The organism is Rhodococcus sp. IEGM 1379, from assembly GCF_030056815.1.
GTDB lineage: Bacteria > Actinomycetota > Actinomycetes > Mycobacteriales > Mycobacteriaceae > Rhodococcus_F.
In genome coordinates this window covers 78,109-99,654 of the sequence record NZ_JASHKR010000017.1, presented here as the reverse complement: position 1 = coordinate 99,654, position 21,546 = coordinate 78,109, and the positions used below count along the sequence as shown (strand labels likewise).

Genomic DNA, 21,546 nt, shown 5'->3' with positions numbered 1-21,546 from the left:
CGATCACCCGAACAGTGCGGGCAACGTTCCTTCGAAGGCCTCACGGAGCTTGGCCATCGTGACCGAGAAGTGACCCTGGATCTCGACGGAATCGCTGCCCTCGTCGACAACGCCGATACGCGTCCACGGCAAACCGCGAGCGGTGCACATGCCGGTAAAGCGGGTTTCCTCGGTACGCGGAACAGCCACGAGGACGCGTCCCGAAGACTCGGAGAACAGTGCGACAAACGGATCGCCGCCCTCGGGAAGCAGGATGCGGCAACCGGTTTCGCCGGCCAGTGCAGCTTCGACAACAGCCTGAGCCAGTCCACCTTCGGACAGGTCGTGGGCTGCGGTGACGAGGCCGTCACGCGACGACGAGAGCAGAATGTCTGCGAGCAGCTGCTCACGAGCCAGATCAACCTTGGGCGGCACGCCGCCGAGGTGGCCGTGCTCGACCTGCGACCAGATGGAACCGTCCAGCTCGTCGTGGGTGTCGCCGAGCAGGATCAGCGTCTCGCCGGGCTCGAGTCCGAGGCCCGTCGGGATGCGGCGATGAACGTCGTCGATCACGCCGAGCACTGCAACCACCGGGGTGGGCAGAATTGCCGTGGAGCCGGTCTGGTTGTAGAAGCTGACGTTGCCGCCGGTGACGGGGATGCCGAGCGTGGCGCAACCGTCGGCCAGGCCACGGACAGCCTGCTGGAACTGCCACATAACACCCGGGTCCTCGGGGGAACCGAAGTTGAGGCAGTTACTGACGGCCTTGGGCGTCGCACCCGTGACTGCCACGTTGCGGAACGCCTCGGCGAGAGCGAGCTGCGCACCCGTGTACGGATCGAGCGCGGTGTAGCGGCCCGAAGCGTCGGTGGACAGCGCGATTCCGCGGCCCGTCTTCTCGTCGATGCGGATGACGCCGCCGTCGGCGTTCTCGGCCAGAACGGTGTTGCCGCGAACGTAGCGGTCGTACTGCTCGGTGATCCACTTACGGCTGCACAGCGCCGGCGAAGCAATCATCTTCATGAGCGTCGCTTCGAGCTCTTCGCTCGTCTCCGGACGCTTCAGTCCGGCCGTGGTGTTCGCGATCAGCGCGTCCTGGGTAGCGGGACGCTCGACGGGACGGTGGTAGACCGGTCCGTCGTGAGCAACAGTGCGCGGCGGTACGTCGACGACGGTCTCGCCGTGCCAGGAGATGGTGAGGTGCTCACCGTCGGTGACCTCGCCGATGTCGGTGGCCAGGACGTCCCACTTCTTGCAGACCTCCATGAACGCATCGACGTTCTCGGGGGTGACCACGGCGCACATGCGCTCCTGCGATTCGCTGGAGAGCACCTCGGCGGGGGTCATGCCGGTGGCTCGCATCGGAACCCGCTCGAGGTTGATGTGCATGCCGCCGTCACCGGCTGCTGCCAGCTCGGACGTAGCGCAGGACAGTCCGGCGCCGCCGAGGTCCTGGATACCGACAACGAGGCCGGCCTTGTAGAGGTCGAGGCAGCACTCGATGAGCACCTTCTCGGTGAAGGGGTCGCCCACCTGCACCGCGGGCAGCTTCTTCCGGCCGCCTCCATCATCATCAAACGTCGCCGACGCGAGAACAGACACGCCGCCGATGCCGTCGAGGCCGGTGCGAGCACCGAACAGGATGATCTTGTTGCCGGCGCCGGAGGCGAAGGCCAGGTGCATGTCTTCGACGCGCATGACGCCTGCAGCAAGTGCATTGACCAGCGGGTTACCGGCGTACGACTCGTCGAAAACGGTCTCGCCGCCGATGTTGGGCAGACCGAGGGAGTTTCCGTATCCACCGACGCCGCGCACGACACCATCGACGACGCGACGGGTGTCGGGGGCGTCAGCAGCACCGAAACGCAGCTGATCCATGACCGCGATGGGACGAGCACCCATAGCCATGATGTCGCGGACGATGCCGCCAACTCCGGTAGCCGCACCCTGGTAGGGCTCGACGTACGACGGATGGTTGTGGCTCTCGACCTTGAATGTGACGGCCCAGCCGTCGCCGATGTCTACGACGCCGGCGTTCTCGCCGATACCGGCGAGCATGTTGGCGCGCATCTCATCGGTGGTGGTTTCGCCGAAGTATCCGAGGTGCACCTTGGAAGACTTGTAGGAGCAGTGCTCGCTCCACATAATCGAGTACATCGCCAGTTCGGCGTCCGTGGGACGGCGACCCAGGATCTCCTTGATGCGGGCGTATTCGTCGTCCTTGAGCCCAAGCTCCTTGAACGGCTGAGCGGCATCGGGATCAGCCGATGCGTGCGTGACGGTATCGACCTGGTGAGCAGACACTGGAGAGGGGTCCCTTCCCTACGGGAGTCAAGAGGCAAGCCGGAATGCCGCAGGACACCACAAATGTGCCCAACGAAAGAACGTGCCGGAAGACAGTCTATCGGGGATATCGGATCACTTCCGCAGACGGCAGGACCCTTCATATCGCTAGGCCTGCGAAGGCAGCCTGATCGCGCTCGTTTACGGTTTCGGTAATACGGTCGGTTTTACCCTAAGTTCGGTTCTGCCCGATCCCCGAATGGAAGGTTCTTCATGCCTCAGGATGTGCGTCACTCTGATGTCGCGGCACAATCTCAGTCAGTCACCACTCCCCTGACTCCGGCCGCAATTTTCCTGGTGGCGACGGTAAATCCCGGTGGTGAAGGCACCACACGCGAGCTTCTTGCGGACGTCGCGGGCCTGCAGCGAGCGGTCGGTCTGCGTGTTCCCGGGTCAGGCTTGGACGTCGTGACCAGCATTGGTTCGGACGCCTGGGATCGCTTGTTCTCCGGGCCTCGTCCGGCGCTGTTGCGCCCGTTCACCGCATTGCAGGGAGATGTCCATCACGCGCCATCGACGCCCGGCGACCTCCTTTTTCACATTCGCGCGATGAGCATGGATGCCTGCTTTGAGGTGGCTCGCCAGATCACGAAGCGATTGCACGGCGCGGCAACCGTCGTCGACGAGGTGCACGGCTTCCAGTACTTCGAGAACCGCGACCTCATCGGTTTTGTGGACGGCACCGAGAATCCATCGGGCCGCGACGCGATTGCCGCTGTGACGGTCGGCGACGAGGATCCCGTGTGGGCCGGCGGCAGCTACGTCCACATCCAGCGCTATATCCACAAGATGCGCGAGTGGGAAGCTATCTCGGTCGAGGAACAGGAGAACGTGATCGGCCGCAGCAAGCTCGAGGATATCGAGATGTCCAAGGACGTCATGCCCGCAAATTCACATGTTGCGTTGAACGCGATCGAGGACGACGACGGCAACGCTCTCGAGATTCTGCGCGCGAATATGCCGTATGGACGCCTCGGCGACGACGAGATCGGCACCTTCTTCATCGGTTACTGCGCCACTCCCGCCATCACCGAGCGCATGCTCGAGAACATGTTCCTCGGCTTCCCTCGTGGCAACTACGACCGTCTGCTCGATTTCTCGACTGCCGTGACGGGATCGATGTTCTTCACACCGAACTCCGATTTCTTCGAGACGCTTCCCGCTAGCCCCTCGGTGTAAGAAACGCACCCAGCGCGTCGGCATACATACGTATGTCTGCGGCGCCCATCAGCTCGCGAGCGGAATGCATCGCGAGCTGAGGCGCACCCACGTCCACTGTGGACAGGCCGGTTCGCGACGCCGTGATGGGTCCGATGGTGGACCCGCACGGCAGGTCGGCCCGATGCACATAACGCTGCAAGGGAACTCCCGCCTGATCGCAGGCCAACGCGAACTCGCCGGCACCGGCCGCGTCGGTGGCATACCGCAGGTTCTGGTTGACCTTGAGTACCGGGCCGCCGTTGATCTCGATGCGGTGGGCCGGTTCGTGACGGTCGGGATAGTTGGGGTGCGTGGCATGGGCCATATCGCCCGATGCGCACACAGATCCAGCCATCGCCTGCAAAAATTCTTCACGTCCGCCGCCGCGCCCCAACACAATTCGTTCGAGCACTGTGTTCAGCAGATCCGAGAACGCCCCGCGATCGGACATGCTGCCAACCTCTTCGTGATCGAAGAGCGCGAGCACCGGAACATGACGCCCCGGGGATTTCGCAGCAGCCAGAAGCGCTTGTGTCCCTGCATAACACGTACCCTGGTTGTCCAACCGGGGCGCGCTGACGAGCTCCTGATCAACACCCACCACCATGCTGGGCGCCAGATCATGGGTCATCAATTCCCAACCCAGCACCGAAGATTCAGGCACACCCGCATTGTTCGCGACAAAACCGATGAAGGATTTGGGCTTATTGCCCACTCCCCAAATTCCGTTGACGTGACGCTGCGGATCGAGCGTGACTCCCTTGCGGTCTTCGGACAGGTGGATTGCCAGCTGCGGAACACGCAGAATCGGCTCGTCGATCCGAACCAGCTTCTGCTCCAACATGTTTCCCACACGCACACTCAACCGACCGGAGATCCCGAGGTCGCGATCGAGCCACGAATTCAGAAGCGACCCACCATACGGTTCGAGGCCAACCATCTGCCAACCGGCCGACGTCAGATCAGGATGCTGCTTGACGCGCAGGTTCGGACTGTCGGTGTGACCGCCGACGATCCGGAACGGTGCGGCTGGGTCGACACCTTCGGTGCTCCAGGCAATGAGCGATCCACCGCGAATCAGGTAGTACCGCCCGGGCTTCGCCGGCCACGCGACAGTTTCCTGCAGCTCCACAAATCCGTTGCCGGCCAGCTGTTCTGCCACAGTCGCACACACATGGAAAGGCGACGGTGACGAGTCGACGAAACGGCAAAGTCCTTGGGCATCGGCCCCGGTCAAGGAAGTCATGCTCTTCATCATGCCCGACCGCGTTCTACTCAGCCGTGGGCACCGGAAACGCAGAACTGGTTGCCGTCGGGATCGACAAGAGTCACCCAGCGGAAGCCGTCCATGTTTTCGCGATGATGTTCCGTGGCCCCGGCTTCGATCAGGCGCGTCACTTCGGCGTCGAGATCGGCACTGGACAGATCCAGATGGATGCGATTTTTGCCGGCAGTGGGATCCGATACCTTCTGGAATGCAAAATTGGCACTGCCGGGGACATCGACGATGTAGAACCAGCCGTCGTTCTCCTCCTTGAGGGTGCCACCCAACTGCTCTGCCCACCATCGCGCAAGTGGACCCGGGTCGAGGCTGTCGAACGTGATCATTTCCAGATTCAGTGTCATGGGCCCACGCTAAACGATGGCACCGACACGAACATGACGTTCGAAGCAAAATCTTCAGGCGGTCTACCGACGCTGCGAGCGACTGAGATGAGACCACCCTCGAATGAGTCCGAGATCGCCGCAAGAACGTTCTGCGGAAACACTTGTCGCGGCATTCGCCGTCGCCGGCCTGCTACTGGGCTGCCTTGGAGTCTTGGGCTGGCGCTTTGCGACGCCGTCCATGCTTACCGAGCACATCGGCATCCAACCGCCGCCACCGCCGCCACCGCCGCCACCGCCGCCGCCAATGGAAGATGGTAAGACCGGATACATGTGGGTTGTCGACGGATACAGCTACTTCGAAGGCCCGCACTGGTTCCCGGCAACGGGATGGTTCTTGACCCTCGGAACGGCACTCGCTCTTGCGGTGTCCGCGTTATGCGCCGCTACCGGATGGCGAGTGACTCGCAATCACGAAGGAAACAAATGGATTCTCGCGCTTGCACTTTCGGGATTCGGGATTCGGGATTCGGGATTCGGGGGACTCTACGGTCTAACGGGTTCAGTTACCGGACGAATCTCTCCGCCTACGTTCTACTCCATCGTCCTGCCGGAACCGCGCGACCCGGCGGACCTGTATCCAGACTCGACGATCGTGCACTTTGATCTTGATCCACCTCTGATCAGTTTCACTGCAATAGGTTTCACGACCGGCTCACTTCTGTCATTACTGTTTCTCGCATCGGGCTTCAGAGCCAGCCGCACCTATTCGGAGAGCTCTGATCGCATCAAATGAGCGCAGGCCTGAAACAGCAGTTCCAGTGATTCGCCCGAAAGCCCTTCGGCTGCACGGATGAACTGCATCGCCCAGGGGTCCGACAACTCGATGTCGTCACAACCATCTACATCAGCCAAAAACTCGAGTCCGATATTTACGGGTCGGGCAGAGCAGTAACGCTGAACTACAACGGATTCCGTCCAAATTCCATCTTCGCTATCCCGCCGAGCATCTACAGACGACAGTGCTGTCGTCAACTGCCGATGGGTCAGCACAGCTCCAGAATCGGCCGCTGATCGAAACAGGACGTTGAGCCGCTCAACCAGACCTCCACTACCGGACGATTGAATGCAATTGCCGGACAGCCGATTCAAGCTCGCGGAGCTGATCGGCCGATAGGACGTGGGAATACCTTCCATGGTGCTACCTCCATTGGTTTCACAAACGGTGACATTTGTATCACCCTCACTCGAAGAGCGTTCATCAACCAAGTCACCTCGGTCACATAACCATCGAGGCCAACACACCAAGTGCACCTGATACTGCCGACTTCCGGGTGCCGTGCACATTCGGTCTGCTTACCATCGGGCTGGTAGTTACAGGCTACCCAAATCTGTAAAGAAAGTGCAAGAGTTTTGTTACATTAGTACGAAAAGTTCTTTCAGTCTGTATTTCCCGTATTAGACAGAGGAACGGTTGGTTCACAAAGTTGTCGAAGCGTGGTACTCGGCACGTGCTGGGTAAGTACTTTGTGCACTCGAGTACGACTACTCATCCGGACCGCGCGGTCGCGCACCAGACTTCAGATCATGAACACACCGACAGCACCCTCGAAGTCCACGGCAGCGTTCTTCTTGCAGGCCGCAATAGCTTTTGCCATCAGTTTTGTCGGCACTCTCGTCGGAATCGCCTACTTGCCCATCGACGCCTGGCAGCGCGGATTCCTCGGAATGTCCCTACTTTTCCTGGTCACCAGCACATTCACGTTGGCAAAGGTGATTCGTGATCAGCAAGAAGCTTCCACGGTTCGTGTTCGCGTCGACGAAGCGCGTCTCGACAAGTTGATCGCAGAACACGATCCGTTCAAGACTGCCGCGTAGGGACCCGCTCCTGATCCGTGACGACGGATAGCTGCTTCACATCCAGGCGGAGCGGCAGTTGTGCGTCGGCGACAACCACCGCTGTCGACACCGACAGCAGGATTGCGCCCAGCTCCGATACGTGGCCGGCGCGAACGCCGATCATCGCTCGCCAGAACTATCTGCCTGCGAGCATCGCTTCCATCTGTGTAATTTCCGCTTGCTGACCAGCGATAATTGCCTCAGCCATTTTCTCGGAAGCCGGATCGAGGCCGTCAGCGATTTCCGTTTCGGACATTGCGATGGCACCAGCATGATGTTCGATCATCATCGTCAACCACATCTTGTCGAATTCAGCACAGCTCGCATTGGTCAGAGGTGTCATATCGTCGCCGGACATGATACCCGGCATCTCTGCCATACCGACGCCATGACCCGAGTGGTCCATACCTTCCATTGACATCGACGCCGAGTCTAGGCGACCCCACTTCATCAACATCCCAGACATTTGCGCCATCTCCGGTCCCTGGGCCGCCTCGATCTGAGCTGCCAGCGCAAGAAGTTCGGCGTTATCTGTACGTCCCTCAACCATTTTCGCCATATCGAGAGCCTGCACATGGTGCGGGTACATCCACTCCAGGAATTCGATGTCTGTCGCGTTGACGCCCTGGGGAATTGAGGATTGCGCAGCGGACACGGAAGTCTGCGTCGTAGCCGTGGTCGCTGGATCGCCGCCGTCCGAACAGCCGGCGATCAACAATGCTCCTGCTGCCAACACAGGAATAAACCGAACAGAACTACGCTTGGCCGAGAACATGACACCACTACCAAAAGAAATCTAACTTCATTCGAAACTTATTACCGTGCAACAACTTCAGATCTTCAATTCGTCCGAAGCGGGCAGTCACCACTGTACCGACGGTAAACCTGCGAGACTCGGCATAATCGCCAAAACCGATGCACCTTCATCAAATCTTCATAGTCCCGGCACGACTGTCGACATTGCACTCACCTCAGATAGCCTGAATTCATGATTTCCGAATCGGTACCACCGCGACACACCGAAAGAGCAGGTCGCGTCTTGGTAGTCGAAGACGAACCCGCATTGGCCAAAGTTGTCGCCAATTATCTTGCACACGAAGGTTTTCAAGTTCGAATCGCGCTCGACGGGCCCACCGCGGTGGGTGCTGCACACGAATTCGAACCCGCCGTCATCGTCCTGGATCTGATGCTGCCCGGATTCGACGGCATCGAAGCGTGCCGTCGAATCCGCGGTTTCTCCGACGCGTATATACTGATGCTCTCGGCCCGCGGCGACGAGTCCGACAAAGTGATGGGTCTCGCTGCCGGGGCCGGCGATTATGTAGTCAAACCTTTCGGGCCTCGCGAACTAGTCGCCCGCGTCAAGGCTCTTCTGCGTAGTCCTCGCGCGTCGAGCCTGATGTCGGAACCATTGCCGCCACCTCCCGGGCTGGACATCGATGTGGTCGCACGCACTGTGCGCGTCGATGGAGCACTCGTCGACCTCACGCCCACCGAGTTCGAACTACTTACCGCTCTGGCTGCCAGACCGGATACGGCGCTGAGTCGGAGTGACATCATCGCTGCCGTGTGGGGTTCGTCCGGGTACGGAGGGTCGAAGAATTGGCAGACCATGTTTCCGTATCGGTCACCGATACCGGAGTAGGGATTCCCAGTGCGGAACTCGAGTCCGTCTTCGACAGATTCCATCGAGGAGGCAGCTCAGACGGCTCGGGACTGGGGCTGACTGTTGCCCGAAGTCTCGCACTTGCACACGGAGGCACGTTGACTGCGACCGTTGGCAGCGACGGCACGGGGACCACACTGGAGTTGCGCCTACCGATCCGTGCCTGAACGAGTCGCGATCTACGATAAATTCTGCCGAAATGTCCGAGTCCCTGTGCCCTCCACCGACATCGAGTGAACGTACCTTCCATCCCATCTGACATCGAGCGAACGTACCTTCCATCGCGCTGAAGGCGATGGAAGGTACGTTCGCTCAGAAAAGGGCAAAGAAAAGGCAAAGAAAAACAGCGCCGGTCGACCAGGGTTACTGGTAGACCGGCGCTGCTGAAAGCTGAAATCAGGCGTTGACGATGGAGTCCAAAGCCGAGTAGAACAGTCCGAGTCCGTCGTCACTGGGGCCGGTAAGGGCCTCGGTTGCGTGCTCGGGGTGCGGCATGAGTCCGACGACGCGACCGTTGGCGGAAGAGATGCCGGCGATACGACGCTGCGAACCGTTGGGGTTCTCCTCCGAGTAACGGAAGACGACGCGGCCTTCACCCTCGAGTTCGTCGAGAACGTTCTCGGGAGCCTGGAAGCGACCTTCGCCCGACTTGAGGGGAACCAAGATCTGGGCACCCTTTTCGTAGCGCGAGGACCATGCGGAGTTGTTGGACTCCACAGTGAGCCACTCGTCGCGGCAGATGAAGTGCAGACCCTGGTTGCGGGTCAACGCTCCGGGGAGCAAGCCTGCTTCGCAGAGGATCTGGAAACCGTTGCAGATACCGAGGACCGGCATACCGCCCTTGGCTGCTTCGACGACCTTGCCCATGGCAGGTGCGAAACGTGCGATGGCTCCACAGCGAAGGTAGTCGCCGTAGGAGAATCCGCCGGGGACGATGACTGCGTCGACGCCCTTGAGGTCGGCGTCGCCATGCCAGAGTGCGACGGCTTCACCGCCGGCCAGATTCACCGCTCGAGCTGCGTCGACGTCGTCGAGCGTGCCCGGAAAGGTGATGACTCCGATGCGTGCGCTCATGCTTCGAGATTCCCCGTCGCTTCGCTCGCTTCGACGCGCCTGACGGTCCAATCCTCGATCACCGTGTTGGCCAGCAGGCCTTCGGCGATCTTCTCGAGTTCGGCATCTTCGACGCTACCGTCGATTTCCAACTCGAACCGCTTGCCCTGACGGACATCGGATACTCCTGCAAAGCCCAGGCGAGACAGTGCCCCGACAATGGCCTGTCCCTGGGGGTCGAGAATCTCGGCCTTGGGCATGACTTCGACGACGACACGGGCCACGTGCTGCTCCTCGGTACTAGTGCGCGAACCCAGAGGGAAACACCGGGTAGTGACGAGTTTACCGGGCGAGGCCGGGAAGGTTCGCATCGAGTGAGTCGAGAGGTGACGCCGACCACCCGTAAATGGCGCATACTCGAAATCATGCGACTGACACATTTCGGCCATTCCTGTGTACTTGTCGAATTGAACGGATCGAAGATTCTCTTCGATCCGGGCAACTTCTCCCACGGTTTCGAGGGCATTACCGGCCTCGACGCCATTCTGGTGACACATCAACATCCAGATCATGCGGACCCGGCGCGCCTACCCGCGCTCGTCGACGCAAATCCCGATGCTGCTTTGTACTGCGATCCGCAGACTGCAACCCAGCTGGCCGGTCGATGGAACGGCGTCCGGGCAGGCGACACGTTCACCATCGGCAATGTCGAGGTGACGGGAGCGGGCGGCGAGCACGCGATCATCCACCCCGATCTGCCGATGATCGACAACACCGCATTCCTGCTCGGCGACGCAGTGAATCCCGCCCGGTTCATGCATCCCGGTGATTCACTTTTTGTCCCCGAACAGACTGTCGACGTCCTTGCCCTTCCCGCGGCCGCTCCGTGGCTGAAGATCTCGGAAGCCGTCGACTACCTTCGCGCCGTGGCACCTCGCGTCGCGGTGCCTATTCATCAGGGCATCATCCGTGACGAAGCGACGGGCATTTTCTACGGTCGTTACGCGGACATGGCTCCCGCCGGCACTGAGTTCCGAGTGCTCGGCGAAGAGTCGAGCGTCGAGGTTTCCTAGGCCGCACCGAGTTCCCGAGATCGAGAATTCCACCGATATACCTGTGGCGTTGCCTCGTGAAAGAGAGCGAGATCGACCGCGTCGAGGATTGCTCGACGCGGTCCTTCGTTCCCCAGCTGCCTTGCCGAAATCGACAGTCGGACAAGACCTCCACGCTTTGCGGCACGGCCGGCACCGAGGATGAGCGCCCGGCACCACCACGGTTCGACCTTGAAGCCCTCGCCGATACCGAGCACTCGCCCACGCTGCGACGTCCCCCGCGCAAGGTCGTGAACCGCGCCGAGTCCGGCCATCGTCCGAAAGCCCGTCTCCGGCAACACCGACATCGCTCCGGGTGAGACCATCCACCGGGGCGGAGCAAACACTCGCGTTCGCAGGCCGGCCTGTTCCAGAACTCGATCTGCCGCCAACAGCCGGAGTTTCGCTTCGTGCTTCGAGAGTGTGGCGAACTCGGCGCGTCGACGCTTGGTGGCAGCCTGGTCGTACCCGTGCAGCACTATCGCGTCGCCGTGCTCACGACGCTCACGCAGCCAGGCCGCAGTGACGGCGTCGTCGGCCAGTCGATATTTGTCTTTGAGCCTCGGGGCCACGAGGAGGGAAAGGCGCACTCCCCTGGCATCCATCTCGTCCGCGAATCCTGCAGCGAGATAGCATGTCTCATCTCTGATTCCGGATACCGACACGATCAGTTCAGCGGACATACCGACGATAATGCCGCCTGCGGATGAACAACACACTGCCGCCGAATGATCATCCGGCGGCAGCTGGTGGTCAGTTATGCGGCAGCACAGCTTCGATGGCGGCGAGAACCTCCGGCGCATCAGGCTCGGTGCGCGGACGGAAACGATTGACGACGGTACCGTCGGGCGCGATCAGGAACTTCTCGAAGTTCCATTGAATGTCACCGGCTTCGCCGTCGGCGTCAGGTGTCTTGGTGAGTTCGGCGTACAGCGGGTGCCGGTTCTCGCCGTTGACCTCGATTTTCTCCATGAGGGGGAAGGTGACGCCGTACGTGGTGGAGCAGAAGGTTTCGATCTCTTTCGCGGTGCCCGGCTCCTGCCCCATGAACTGGTTGCACGGGATGCCGATCACGGTGAGTCCGCGGTCTGCATACTCGCTGGCCAGCTTCTCGAGAGTGGCGTACTGCGGCGTGAGTCCGCACTTGGATGCGACGTTGACGACAAGCACTGCCCGGCCGTCGTATTCACCCAGTGAGGTGGGTACGCCGCCGAGGGTGTTGATCACGATGTTCTGCACTGGAGTTGTCATGGGTTCCAACTTAGCCACTGGTTTCGAGAATGCGTTCGATGTCGTCCAGAACGGCGAGGCCACCGAGCGGTCCGACTCCGGTGATCCAGTACGACATATCAACGAGATGTGGGTTCGGAAAGAATCCGACGTTGTCGGCGATCGTCGACGGCAAGGTGGTGGGATCGTTGGGGTTCACGGAGGTCACCATGATGATGTCGGCGTTGGCTCCGGATACGAACTCCGGCGACAGGTCGACCGAGATCGAGTTCTCCCAGTCACGAGCCGGGATGGTGAGACCGGTGCACTCGAGGGTGCTGCCAGCGAAGGACGTCGGTCCGTACAGAGTCAGGACGTCGTCTCGGGGACGAATGAGCTGGGCTGTCTTATTTCCGGTACCTCGCTCGGTGGCAATCTCCTTGCAGCGGGCGTTGTAATCGCCGAGCACGACGTCTGCTTGATCGGACTTGCCCAGCGCATCGGCGACAAACCGGACGTTGTCCTGCCACGGATCGGTCTGGGTCGCCATGAACACCGTCGGAGCCAGCGAGCTGAGCCGCTCGTACAGGTCCCCGTGTCGAGTTTGGGTTCCGATGATCAGATCCGGACGCAGTGCAGCGATCTTCTCGAAGTTCGGTGCCGTGACGGTGCCCACCGTCTCGATCTGCGCTGCCTCGGCGCCGAGGTAGGCCGGAACACCGGTCGCCTCGCTGAGTACCGCTGTGCCTACCGGGGTGACGCCCAGTGCTACGGATGTATCGAGCTGAACCGGCTCGAGGACAACGACTCTCTGCGGATCCGCAGGCACATCCGTCGTTCCACGAGCGTGTGCGACTGTGTGCACCGCGTCGGCCGACGCACCGGATGCATCCGTCTTGTCGTCTGTGCCGCAGGCGGCCATCGTCGCCGCCACAGCCGCGATGACAAAACCACCCACCACAAGATTCATCCGTGATCGCTTCATTCAGACTTCCCATCAAATCTTGTGTCACCGAATTCTCCCGGCGACAAGAATCTTTCATCAGCTAGTGTGGTGAGCCTAACCTACTGAAAGTGAGCGGTGTCGTGCCTTCCTCCTGCCACAGCTGCACTGCCAGTGACACGACCACCCCATGGCCTACTTCGGTCGTCGCGAACCCACAAATGAGCCGACGCGCCGATGCCTGCACACGGCAATCGTCGATCGCGGGCGAATCAATGGCTGCCAGAGCCGGAAGAACCCACTTGTGGGTACTGATCGAACACCCCGGGCCGTGGCCGGCATCTGCCCCGGACGATGTCCTTCCCCGAGTGCTCACCGATCGACTCGACTCGGTGGCCGGGCTCATCCGAGTGGTTCTGATCCGCCGCCCTCACAACAGACAAGTCGCCGCACCGACGTGCCTACTCGCCTGGTCGGACGGCATCCGCCAGTGGATGCGCGAGGGTGCCGTCGAGAGCTACGACGACCTTGTCGATCTACCATTCGAGACTATGGCGGCCGGGCTGGAACCGAACTTCGGGCGTTCACGCCGCACTCCGTTCTTCGCTGTCTGCACCCATGGAAAGAAAGACGCCTGTTGTGCGGAACTCGGCCGTCCGATCGTGTCTGCACTCACGGCGATTCCGAACGCGGATGTCTGGGAATGCAGCCACATCGGCGGAGACCGGTTCGCCGCCAACATGATTGCGTGGCCCTCCGCAGTCTATTTCAGCCGACTCGGAGCGGATTCCGCAGTGGAGGCAGTGAATTCATATCTGTCTGGCCAACTTGCATTGCCGCACCTGCGCGGCCGTGCAGCGTTGTCCTTACCCGCGCAGGCGGCCGAGCACGCCGTCCGCAGCGCAACCGGAATCAGCGCGACCGATGCACTCGAACATGTTGCCGAGTCGGCAACCGACAACGGCACAACCGTCGATATACGCATGGCCGAGCGATACTTTCGCTTCGTTCTTCGCCTGGGGCTCCCGCAGGGCTCGTTTGATCACGGCTGCGGTGCCGGTGGCACCGTCGAATGGAATCGATGGATCATCGAGCATCTCCACGAGCAAACAGATGTCGTTGCGCACAGTTCCTGACCGGAGAAACAGAACGCGCGAAGGCCACCACGAGATTCCATAGTTTCGGCATGCGGCGGGATCGGACTGACTATGCGCTTAATCGGAGCGAACACAGGGTGAGGTGGTCACTCATTCAGTGGCAGGTGTACCTGGCCTGAAACAATACCTATCAAGCACATCCGGTATCCCCCTCTGCAGAAGCCGCCTTCGGCGAGCGCCCCGCGAATGTTGCATTCGTTTCTTCCGAACTCCGGAAATCGCACGTACATGCTGATGCACCTCTCGAACTGTGAGCCCAGTCGCAGCCATCACCTCCCCGCGGACTGGATCACCGAGTTCGACTTCCTTGATCTCCCAGTGCATTCCGAAGCCACGAAGCATTGCTGCTCCTGTTTTCATTCTGATGCTCCCGCTTTTGTGAGGTTCTCGTCGATTGTTGACTTCAATTCAGGCAAGCGAATCAGCCGCCGATGAATGCGAATCCAGAACCTGCATTCAAGGTCTCACAATGTTGAACGACCGCTCAAAGGTATCGAGCAGTGAGAACAGTTCATGTAGTCCGTCAACATCGCCCACAATCGATACTGCACCCTGTGCGATGCTCTCACCGAGAGAACTGCTGCCGAGAGTCAACGCACCGAAGGCGACCCGTGTCAGCTCGATTGAGACGTCGGCCTCTGCGGGTTGTTGTGTGGCGGTACGAACGAGGACGCCGTTCGTCAGTTGGACCAGTCTGCGTTCACGAGTGTCAATGACATGCAGGTCGACACTGAACAATCGGCCCGCCGCCTTTGGTCCGTTGAGGCGAATTGCCAAGTAATTCAGCATCATGTCCGTCGTCATCACAGACAGCACGTCCGAAGTGGTCAGCGACGCCTCATCCTTCTTCACACTCTGCCGCAACTCCTGCGCACCAGTGAGATAGAAATTGCGCCACGGTGCAGACTCAGATTGATAGCCGAGCTGTTCGAGCGCGTCGGCTTGAAGCTCTCGCGCTTGCTCGTTATCCGGGTCCGCGAAGATCACATGGTTGACAACCTGGGCAACCCATCTGTAGTCACCTTCATCAAATGACTCACGCGCGCTGCGGAGCACAGCATCAGCTCCACCCATACAAGCAACGTAGCGTCGACCCGACTCAACCGGTGGATGCGGATGCAGAGTCGCCGGGTTGCCGTCGAACCACCCGAGATACTTTTGGTAAACAGCCTTGGCATTGTGATTGAGTGAGCCGTAATAGCCGCGACTGGACCAGCACACAGCGAGCTCCTCGGGAAGCTCGATCATCTCAGCGATTTCGATCATCGTGTAACCGTGAGCTGCAAGCCTCAGAGTCTCATCGTGGATGTAACGATACAGATCCCGCTGCCGCTCCAAGAAGCCAGCGAGCTCTTGCTTGCTCCAAACCGGCCAGTGATGGCAGATGAAAAGAACATCAGATCGTTCGCCGTAAAGTTGGAGTGCCTCATGGATGTAGTCACTCCATGCAGCCGCATCGCGAATTTGGGCACCGCGCGGCGTGTACAGGTTATGCATATGATGAGATACGTTCTCCGCCATGCAAAGTGCTCGAAAATCAGGGAGATAGAAGTTCATCTCGGCAGGAGCCTCTGAATCGGGCGTGTACTGAAATTCGATTCGGACACCGTCGAGCGTCAATTGCTGACCTGTCTCAGCGATGAAGTCCGTAGGCTCCAGCAGCGTGACTGTCCCCGAGGAGAGTCCAAGCCCGAGCCCAGCTGAAACCATCCCGGTCGTCCCATGCGGCAACGTGTTTCCGTACATATATTGGGCGCGACGATTCATCGCATTTCCCGCATAGACGTTTTCACTGACCGTGTGCTCCAGGAAGCCTGTGGGCGCAACAATTCGGAGCGAGCCCGACCTAATGTCATCCTCGGACACAATTCCTTTGACACCTCCGAAGTGATCCACATGACTGTGTGTATAAATGATTGCCTTGATCGGCCTGCGACCCAGTTCTTGATACACCAAATTCATTGCTGCGGCGGCACATTCGGATGACGTCAACGGATCGACGATGACATACCCGCTATCGCCCTCGATCACAGTCATGTTCGAAATGTCGAAGCCTCGGACTTGATATATTCCATCGATCACCTTGAACAAACCGTGCATCATGTGAAGCTGCGACATGCGCCACAGGCTTGGGTTGACCGTATCCGGAGCCTCCGTCTCGAGAAATTTGTACCTGTCGATATCCCAGACAACTCGTTGGTCCTCATCTTTGATGACCAACGGTTCGAGAGTGGCGATGAATCCTCGGCGCGCATCGTCGTACGATTTTCGATCTTCGAAATCGAGGCAGTCCAGCATGATGCGGTTTGCTGCCTTGGTGGCGGATGTTGCGGGTTTCGCACTGACGGTCATAGAGATCCCTTTCCGGATTCAATTACGCAAGAGAGGGATACGAATGACGCCCTCCTGCAAACTGCGTCCCAGCCCAGCCCGGTTCGCATTAGTCATGTGCCAGCGCAGCCGACGTATGCGAACCTGCTGCCGGCCCCTTATCCGACCCGAGTCGGGCGATGCGCAGGCGATCCCGGGTCGGGTGGATGAGCACGCCGGAGACCACGCCGCCGACCAAGAGGATGACCCCGGTAATGGCGAAGATCCGATCGAACCCAGCCCCGGTACTGCCAGACGCATCGATGATCCGACCAGTGAGCATCGGCGCGATGATGCCCGACAGCGAGTAGACGGCAGCGAAGGCGCCGAGGACGCCGCCGTTGCGGCCGGCGGGGCTGATCTCCGAGCACAGAGCCTGCCCGATGGGTACGGACACCGCGCACATGCCGAACCCCAGGGACATGAAGAGGACCTTCATCCAAACGGGATCCACCACCAACGCCGCGAAGACAAATCCACCACATATCAGGAGTACGACGCTGTTGAGCACGCCACGAGTGATCCGGGTCGATACCCCGCGGCTCGTCAGCGACTTACTGACAAGCCCCTGTGTGATCATTGCCAGCGCCATAATCCCCCACGGCACTGCGATGACGAACCCTGTAGCGGCACTGCTGAACCCGAGAACCTTCTGCGCGTAGATGGGAATCCAGGAGATCAGCACTGCCAGCGCCCAGTATGCGGCGAAGCCTGCCATCACCGAACCGATCCAGGTCCGCGACGCCAGAATCCTCCAATACGGGAGCGGTGTCGACGCCACCACCGTGAGATCGGGAGCTCTCTCGGCGTCCACGGGCTCGATCTTCTCGATCGGTCCGTCCTGGCCGAACCGAGCCCATGCCGCCGCCCAAACGAGGCCGAGAACGGCCATCACGAAGAAGGCCGACCGCCAACCGAAGCTACTGATTATCCACGTCAGTCCCGGAGCCGCTAGTACGACACCGAGGGGTGCGCCGATGGTTAGGATGCCACTTGCCAGATCACGGTCTTTGTCTGGAAACCACTTATGGGCAGCGTGATTGGCAACCGGATAGGCGGGACCTTCCGCGGTGCCCAAGACGATCCGGGAACCGAGGACCACCCAGAATCCATAGGCGCCGAGCGGGACGAGCATGGGCAACTGGGCTACCGACCAGACGAGCGCCATGCCGAGCAGTAGCCACTTACTCGGCATCCGGTCACTGACAACCCCACCGACGATCGCGGCGATACTGAACAGGAGGAAGAATCCGCTCGAGATTGTCCCGTACTGGCTCGCTGATAAGCCAAGGTGATCCATTAGCGGCGCAGCGGATAACCCGAGCACCGCTTTGTCTGCGAAGTTGATCAACATGAATACCAGCAGCAGACCTGTGACGATCCAGGCACGCTTGCGGTCATAGGAGGGGGGATTCGAATGCTTCATTTACCTCACCTGGGTCTATGTGGAATCGACACGGTCAATGTGGTTGGCGGACAGCCTCGACAGCGAATTTCGCGCCATCTACCGCCCGATAGGTCCCCTCCGAAAGGGGACGCCGCCAGCGGGAACAGCACCGCGGGGCGGAATCGCCGCTTCCCGTGTCCGACCGTGGGGTAAATTCTGTGCGATTCGTCACGCCCTTATGTGTTCAACTTTGATACATCTGGGGTACACAAGCCTCACCTTCACGCTGATCTCGGCCGACTGCCTTCAGTGCGCGGAAGTCAGGTCACCAGGCCCTGCGTCAGCGCCTATAGCTGGTCCTCAAATCCTCTCTGACGTGGCGCTACGATAGATACGAGCACTGGGTGGGGTTCCGTGCGTAGCCGAGCTGCGGAAGGACACGAGCATTGATCGAATCGTCAGAGATGCGACCGGAGATCGTCTCATCGTGGAGGCGATCCGTGATGTGTGGGCTTGAGCCAGGGTCCACACCGTCAACGACAGTTCGGATAATCGACGACCTGGGGAACAGCTCCCTCCTGCGGGCTGCTGGGCCGGTGCTCGACGAGGTGGCCGACCAGATCCGCGATACCGATACGGCGGTTGTGCTAGCCGACCGCGACTGCATGCTGGTGCATCGGGTGATTGATGACGGTGCGATCGGGATGGCTCTCGACCACAGTGGACTAGCCGTGGGGACGTACTTCGGCGAAGACGTCATGGGCACCAACGGAGTAGGGACCGCAGCCGAACTTCGCCGAGGTCTGTCGATCATCGGCAACGAGCACTTCCTCGACGTGTTCAAGCAGTTCAGCTGCTACGGACAGCCAATATTTCATCCCGCCACCAACCGCATCGAAGGTGTGCTGAACATCATCGGTTTCGCCAAGGCTGCCACACCGATGTTCGCGGCGTTCGTCCAGCGAGTTGTCTCGGACATCGAGCGGCGACTACTGGAGGGAACCTGCGACACCGAACTCCGGCTAGTGGCCGAGTTCCAGCGCATCACCCGACTCGAAGGCGGAGCGGTCTGTGCACTTGGGGACGGTTTCGTACTCGGCAACACACCCGCACAAAAAATTCTGGAAACAGCAGACGTCGGGGTGCTGCGACGCCTGGCGGCCGAGGTACGTCGGGATGCGCCGCTATCCACACGACTGCAGATCGACAACGGCAGGGAGATGGAGATCACGATCGAGACCGTCCCGGGTGCCGGCGTCATCTGTCGGATCGAGCCGCTGTGGGTGAAAGAGCAACCCGTGCTGCGACGCGCGCCCACACAGCAGCCCTCCGGGTACGTGTGGGGGCCGCGATTGAAGGCGCTGCGTCAGACGCCTGGTTCCGTCTCGATCACAGGCGAAGCCGGTACTGGTCGTAGTACCGCAGCCCGCGAACTAGCGAAACCGAACACCTGCGCCGTCTTCGATGCCGCAGATATTTCGATCAAAGGCGAAAGAGACTGGACGGCAAGTCTTGTCGAGCATGCCGCCATGCTCCGCGGGGTGCTGATCGTCGAGAACGTGGAACTACTTCCGTCAACACAACTCGCCGTGTTAGGCAGAGTTCTCGCAAGTCCGCAGACCATTCCTCGCGTGGTGGTCACCTCCACCGCTCAGGTAGCCGACGACAGGCTGGAACCAGTCCTGTCGCGGTGCGCTTACCGGGCCGACCTGTCGCCGCTGCGGGAGCGGGTCGGAGACTTCGCTGCTCTCGTGGACGCATTGACGATGGACCTGGTCGGCAGCAACCGGATCAGGTACTCGGCGAGCGCGATGCATGCACTGTCGACCCAATTGTGGCCCGGCAACCTCGCCGAATTGCGCACCGTACTGGCGCGGACCCTGACCGGCCGCACCGGCGGCACTATCGGCTCGGCGGACCTGCCCGAGTCACATCGCTACGGCGTCCACACCGCACTGCTGGGTCGTGACCGCGCCGAACGCGTGGCGATCGTCGAGGCGCTTCGTGCCTCCAGTGGCAACAAAGTGCATGCTGCGGGGGCCCTCGGCATCAGCCGAACAACCTTGTACCGGCGGATGCGGGCGTTGAACGTTCCGGGATGAATCCGGCGCCGTCCCAGGCAGTGTTACAGAACTGAACACTTACACCCCCACCGTGTGGGCAATCATAATTTCGACCACATTCTAACGGCACGTCGAACGACCTCCGAGAGACGCTGGATTGACCCCGCGCAGATCCTGTAAACATCCGGGAAGACCTGCAGTACAACAAGTTTCCACGCAAAGACAAAATATGGGCACTTGCATGCCGATCACCCGAATCCATTCGGATCACGGCAGAACACCGGATCTGCAGCCCTCGCCAATGCGGTCCGTCCAGGACGGCTCTTCTGCGTTCGATTACTTGCAGTCGGTCGAGCAGTACGCCCGCCACCGAGCTCTGTCCGACGCGCCCGACGACTAGGAGAAATCATGAAGACCAAAGCTGCTGTATTGCTCGAAGCCGGAAAGCCTTTCGAGATAATGGAACTCGACCTCGACGGTCCGGGCGTCGGCGAGGTACTGATCAAGTACACCGCTGCTGGACTGTGCCATTCGGATCTACATCTCACCGACGGCGATCTCCCTCCCCGCTACCCCATTGTCGGCGGACACGAGGGTTCCGGCATCATCGAAGAAGTTGGCCCCGGAGTCACCAAGGTCAAGCCCGGTGATCACGTGGTGTGCAGCTTCATCCCCAACTGTGGAACGTGCCGCTACTGTTCAACCGGCCGACAGAATCTCTGCGATATGGGCGCCACCATTCTCGAAGGGTCCATGCCTGACGGCTCTTTCCGATTCCATGGCAACGGAATGGATTTCGGAGGAATGTGCATGCTCGGCACGTTCTCGGAGCGGGCTACCATCTCGCAGCATTCCGTCGTCAAGATCGACGACTGGCTTCCACTCGAAACCGCTGTCCTGGTGGGTTGCGGTGTGCCTTCAGGTTGGGGTACCGCAGTCAACGCCGGCAATCTTCGCGCCGGTGACACTGCCGTCATCTATGGCATCGGCGGCCTGGGAATCAATGCCGTTCAGGGCGCAGTGGCAGCGGGGTGCAAGTACGTGGTGGTGGTGGACCCTGTGGCGTTCAAGCGTGAAACAGCGCTGAAATTCGGTGCGACGCATGCCTTCGCAGATGCGGCGAGTGCAGCCACGAAGGTCAACGAACTGACCTGGGGCCAGGGCGCCGATGCCGCACTGATTCTGGTCGGAACCGTCGACGAAGACGTCGTCAGCGCTGCCACCGCCGTGATCGGCAAGGGCGGGACGGTGGTAATCACCGGCTTGGCGGCTCCCGACAAGTTGACTGTTCATGTCTCGGGAACAGACCTTACGCTCAACCAGAAGACGATCAAGGGCACGCTGTTCGGCTCGATGAATCCGCAGTACGACATCGTGCGGTTGCTCCGTCTCTACGACGCCGGTCAGCTGAAGCTGGACGAGTTGATTACTACGAAGTACACGCTCGAGGACATCAACCAGGGCTATCAGGATCTGCGCGACGGCAAGAACATCCGCGGCGTCATCGTTCACTCCTGACCTGCTCCAACTGTCGGTACGGACGCGCCCACCACGTCGAAACAGGGCACATCCGTACCGGAC

At 60.4% G+C, this 21,546-nt stretch carries 22 protein-coding genes; 9 read left to right on the top strand and 13 right to left on the bottom strand.

Annotation, left to right across the window (positions count from 1 at the left end; genetic code table 11):
* Positions 1 to 3 precede the first annotated feature (3 nt).
* Positions 4 to 2,283 carry a phosphoribosylformylglycinamidine synthase subunit PurL gene (gene purL / locus QM600_RS12665; RefSeq protein ID WP_283261802.1) on the bottom strand — a complete coding sequence of 760 codons (2,280 nt, stop codon included), beginning with the start codon at positions 2,281 to 2,283 and terminating at the stop codon, positions 4 to 6.
* 252 nt (positions 2,284 to 2,535) lie between these two features.
* On the opposite strand from purL, the gene QM600_RS12660 reads away from it, so the two are divergent.
* Positions 2,536 to 3,501, top strand: a complete 966-nt coding sequence (locus QM600_RS12660) for a Dyp-type peroxidase (protein WP_283261801.1) — start codon at positions 2,536 to 2,538, stop codon at positions 3,499 to 3,501.
* Here the strand turns inward: QM600_RS12660 and QM600_RS12655 are convergent.
* Entirely contained in the window at positions 3,485 to 4,768 is a 1,284-nt protein-coding gene (locus QM600_RS12655; RefSeq protein ID WP_283261800.1) for a M18 family aminopeptidase, read from the bottom strand. The two genes, QM600_RS12660 and QM600_RS12655, sit on opposite strands and share 17 nt — an antisense overlap.
* Before the next feature lie 29 nt (positions 4,769 to 4,797).
* Positions 4,798 to 5,148, bottom strand: a complete 351-nt coding sequence (locus tag QM600_RS12650) for a VOC family protein (RefSeq protein ID WP_283261799.1) — start codon at positions 5,146 to 5,148, stop codon at positions 4,798 to 4,800.
* Positions 5,149 to 5,251: 103 nt separating this feature from the next.
* Between QM600_RS12650 and QM600_RS12645 the strand changes: the two genes are divergently transcribed.
* Entirely contained in the window at positions 5,252 to 5,923 is a 672-nt protein-coding gene (locus QM600_RS12645) for a hypothetical protein (RefSeq protein ID WP_283261798.1), read from the top strand.
* Here the strand turns inward: QM600_RS12645 and QM600_RS12640 are convergent.
* Complete coding sequence (locus tag QM600_RS12640) at positions 5,893 to 6,396, bottom strand: hypothetical protein (protein WP_283261797.1); 504 nt, start codon at positions 6,394 to 6,396, stop codon at positions 5,893 to 5,895. The two genes, QM600_RS12645 and QM600_RS12640, sit on opposite strands and share 31 nt — an antisense overlap.
* A 318-nt stretch (positions 6,397 to 6,714) precedes the next feature.
* Between QM600_RS12640 and QM600_RS12635 the strand changes: the two genes are divergently transcribed.
* Positions 6,715 to 7,005, top strand: a complete 291-nt coding sequence (locus tag QM600_RS12635) for a YiaA/YiaB family inner membrane protein (protein ID WP_283261796.1) — start codon at positions 6,715 to 6,717, stop codon at positions 7,003 to 7,005.
* Here QM600_RS12635 and QM600_RS12630 read toward each other — a convergent pair.
* Together QM600_RS12630 and QM600_RS12625 are read right to left on the bottom strand one after the other, a co-directional pair.
* Entirely contained in the window at positions 6,989 to 7,150 is a 162-nt protein-coding gene (locus QM600_RS12630; RefSeq protein WP_283261795.1) for a hypothetical protein, read from the bottom strand. The two genes, QM600_RS12635 and QM600_RS12630, sit on opposite strands and share 17 nt — an antisense overlap.
* A 12-nt stretch (positions 7,151 to 7,162) precedes the next feature.
* A complete protein-coding gene (locus QM600_RS12625) occupies positions 7,163 to 7,744 on the bottom strand; it encodes a DUF305 domain-containing protein (protein ID WP_283261794.1) in 582 nt (193 codons plus the stop codon).
* Positions 7,745 to 8,014: 270 nt separating this feature from the next.
* Between QM600_RS12625 and QM600_RS12620 the strand changes: the two genes are divergently transcribed.
* Positions 8,015 to 8,671 carry a response regulator transcription factor gene (locus QM600_RS12620; RefSeq protein ID WP_283261793.1) on the top strand — a complete coding sequence of 219 codons (657 nt, stop codon included), beginning with the start codon at positions 8,015 to 8,017 and terminating at the stop codon, positions 8,669 to 8,671.
* Positions 8,596 to 8,859, top strand: a complete 264-nt coding sequence (locus QM600_RS12615; protein ID WP_283261792.1) for an ATP-binding protein — start codon at positions 8,596 to 8,598, stop codon at positions 8,857 to 8,859. Before QM600_RS12620 ends, QM600_RS12615 begins: the two co-directional genes overlap by 76 nt.
* Positions 8,860 to 9,088: 229 nt before the next feature.
* Here QM600_RS12615 and purQ read toward each other — a convergent pair whose 3' ends face one another.
* Both purQ and purS read right to left on the bottom strand, forming a co-directional pair.
* Entirely contained in the window at positions 9,089 to 9,766 is a 678-nt protein-coding gene (gene purQ / locus QM600_RS12610) for a phosphoribosylformylglycinamidine synthase subunit PurQ (protein ID WP_094271226.1), read from the bottom strand.
* The gene (gene purS, locus QM600_RS12605; RefSeq protein ID WP_283261791.1) at positions 9,763 to 10,029 is read right to left on the bottom strand and encodes a phosphoribosylformylglycinamidine synthase subunit PurS; all 267 of its coding nucleotides are present in this window, start codon (positions 10,027 to 10,029) and stop codon (positions 9,763 to 9,765) included. The genes purQ and purS overlap by 4 nt, the downstream gene beginning before the upstream one ends.
* Positions 10,030 to 10,170: 141 nt before the next feature.
* Between purS and QM600_RS12600 the strand changes: the two genes are divergently transcribed.
* Positions 10,171 to 10,818, top strand: a complete 648-nt coding sequence (locus QM600_RS12600) for an MBL fold metallo-hydrolase (RefSeq protein WP_283261814.1) — start codon at positions 10,171 to 10,173, stop codon at positions 10,816 to 10,818.
* On the opposite strand, the gene QM600_RS12595 is transcribed toward QM600_RS12600, so the two are convergent.
* From QM600_RS12595 to QM600_RS12585, 3 genes are all read right to left on the bottom strand, one after another.
* Positions 10,815 to 11,519, bottom strand: coding sequence for a DUF2334 domain-containing protein (locus tag QM600_RS12595; RefSeq protein WP_283261790.1), 705 nt, complete (start codon positions 11,517 to 11,519; stop codon positions 10,815 to 10,817). The genes QM600_RS12600 and QM600_RS12595 overlap by 4 nt on opposite strands.
* A 70-nt stretch (positions 11,520 to 11,589) precedes the next feature.
* Positions 11,590 to 12,087: a glutathione peroxidase gene (locus QM600_RS12590; protein WP_283261789.1), complete on the bottom strand. Its 498-nt coding sequence runs from the start codon at positions 12,085 to 12,087 to the stop codon at positions 11,590 to 11,592.
* 10 nt (positions 12,088 to 12,097) lie between these two features.
* Positions 12,098 to 13,030 (bottom strand): ABC transporter substrate-binding protein, encoded by a 933-nt coding sequence (locus tag QM600_RS12585; protein WP_283261788.1) that lies wholly within the window; start codon positions 13,028 to 13,030, stop codon positions 12,098 to 12,100.
* Positions 13,031 to 13,263: 233 nt separating this feature from the next.
* On the opposite strand from QM600_RS12585, the gene QM600_RS12580 reads away from it, so the two are divergent.
* Positions 13,264 to 14,124, top strand: a complete 861-nt coding sequence (locus QM600_RS12580; protein ID WP_283261787.1) for a sucrase ferredoxin — start codon at positions 13,264 to 13,266, stop codon at positions 14,122 to 14,124.
* 477 nt (positions 14,125 to 14,601) lie between these two features.
* Here the strand turns inward: QM600_RS12580 and QM600_RS12575 are convergent, their stop codons facing one another.
* Together QM600_RS12575 and QM600_RS12570 are read right to left on the bottom strand one after the other, a co-directional pair.
* Positions 14,602 to 16,497: an alkyl/aryl-sulfatase gene (locus QM600_RS12575; protein WP_283261786.1), complete on the bottom strand. Its 1,896-nt coding sequence runs from the start codon at positions 16,495 to 16,497 to the stop codon at positions 14,602 to 14,604.
* Between the two features lie 88 nt (positions 16,498 to 16,585).
* Positions 16,586 to 17,941, bottom strand: a complete 1,356-nt coding sequence (locus QM600_RS12570) for an MFS transporter (protein WP_283261785.1) — start codon at positions 17,939 to 17,941, stop codon at positions 16,586 to 16,588.
* Between the two features lie 425 nt (positions 17,942 to 18,366).
* On the opposite strand from QM600_RS12570, the gene QM600_RS12565 reads away from it, so the two are divergent.
* The gene (locus tag QM600_RS12565; RefSeq protein WP_502942956.1) at positions 18,367 to 20,004 is read left to right on the top strand and encodes a sigma-54-dependent Fis family transcriptional regulator; all 1,638 of its coding nucleotides are present in this window, start codon (positions 18,367 to 18,369) and stop codon (positions 20,002 to 20,004) included.
* Positions 20,005 to 20,373: 369 nt separating this feature from the next.
* Positions 20,374 to 21,483, top strand: coding sequence for an NDMA-dependent alcohol dehydrogenase (locus QM600_RS12560; protein WP_283261783.1), 1,110 nt, complete (start codon positions 20,374 to 20,376; stop codon positions 21,481 to 21,483).
* The last annotated feature ends 63 nt before the right edge of the window (positions 21,484 to 21,546 follow it).

Bases quoted from the DNA above. Each gene is read 5' to 3' on its own strand.
- QM600_RS12660 (WP_283261801.1), top strand. From the start codon at position 2,536: ATGCCTCAGGATGTGCGTCACTCTGATGTCGCGGCACAATCTCAGTCA.
- QM600_RS12655 (WP_283261800.1), bottom strand. From the start codon at position 4,768: ATGACTTCCTTGACCGGGGCCGATGCCCAAGGACTTTGCCGTTTCGTC.
- QM600_RS12650 (WP_283261799.1), bottom strand. From the start codon at position 5,148: ATGACACTGAATCTGGAAATGATCACGTTCGACAGCCTCGACCCGGGT.
- QM600_RS12645 (WP_283261798.1), top strand. From the start codon at position 5,252: ATGAGTCCGAGATCGCCGCAAGAACGTTCTGCGGAAACACTTGTCGCG.
- QM600_RS12635 (WP_283261796.1), top strand. From the start codon at position 6,715: ATGAACACACCGACAGCACCCTCGAAGTCCACGGCAGCGTTCTTCTTG.
- QM600_RS12630 (WP_283261795.1), bottom strand. From the start codon at position 7,150: ATGATCGGCGTTCGCGCCGGCCACGTATCGGAGCTGGGCGCAATCCTG.
- QM600_RS12620 (WP_283261793.1), top strand. From the start codon at position 8,015: ATGATTTCCGAATCGGTACCACCGCGACACACCGAAAGAGCAGGTCGC.
- purQ (WP_094271226.1), bottom strand. From the start codon at position 9,766: ATGAGCGCACGCATCGGAGTCATCACCTTTCCGGGCACGCTCGACGAC.
- QM600_RS12600 (WP_283261814.1), top strand. From the start codon at position 10,171: ATGCGACTGACACATTTCGGCCATTCCTGTGTACTTGTCGAATTGAAC.
- QM600_RS12595 (WP_283261790.1), bottom strand. From the start codon at position 11,519: ATGTCCGCTGAACTGATCGTGTCGGTATCCGGAATCAGAGATGAGACA.
- QM600_RS12590 (WP_283261789.1), bottom strand. From the start codon at position 12,087: ATGACAACTCCAGTGCAGAACATCGTGATCAACACCCTCGGCGGCGTA.
- QM600_RS12585 (WP_283261788.1), bottom strand. From the start codon at position 13,030: ATGAAGCGATCACGGATGAATCTTGTGGTGGGTGGTTTTGTCATCGCG.
- QM600_RS12580 (WP_283261787.1), top strand. From the start codon at position 13,264: ATGGCTGCCAGAGCCGGAAGAACCCACTTGTGGGTACTGATCGAACAC.
- QM600_RS12575 (WP_283261786.1), bottom strand. From the start codon at position 16,497: ATGACCGTCAGTGCGAAACCCGCAACATCCGCCACCAAGGCAGCAAAC.
- QM600_RS12570 (WP_283261785.1), bottom strand. From the start codon at position 17,941: ATGAAGCATTCGAATCCCCCCTCCTATGACCGCAAGCGTGCCTGGATC.
- QM600_RS12565 (WP_502942956.1), top strand. From the start codon at position 18,367: ATGCGACCGGAGATCGTCTCATCGTGGAGGCGATCCGTGATGTGTGGG.
- QM600_RS12560 (WP_283261783.1), top strand. From the start codon at position 20,374: ATGAAGACCAAAGCTGCTGTATTGCTCGAAGCCGGAAAGCCTTTCGAG.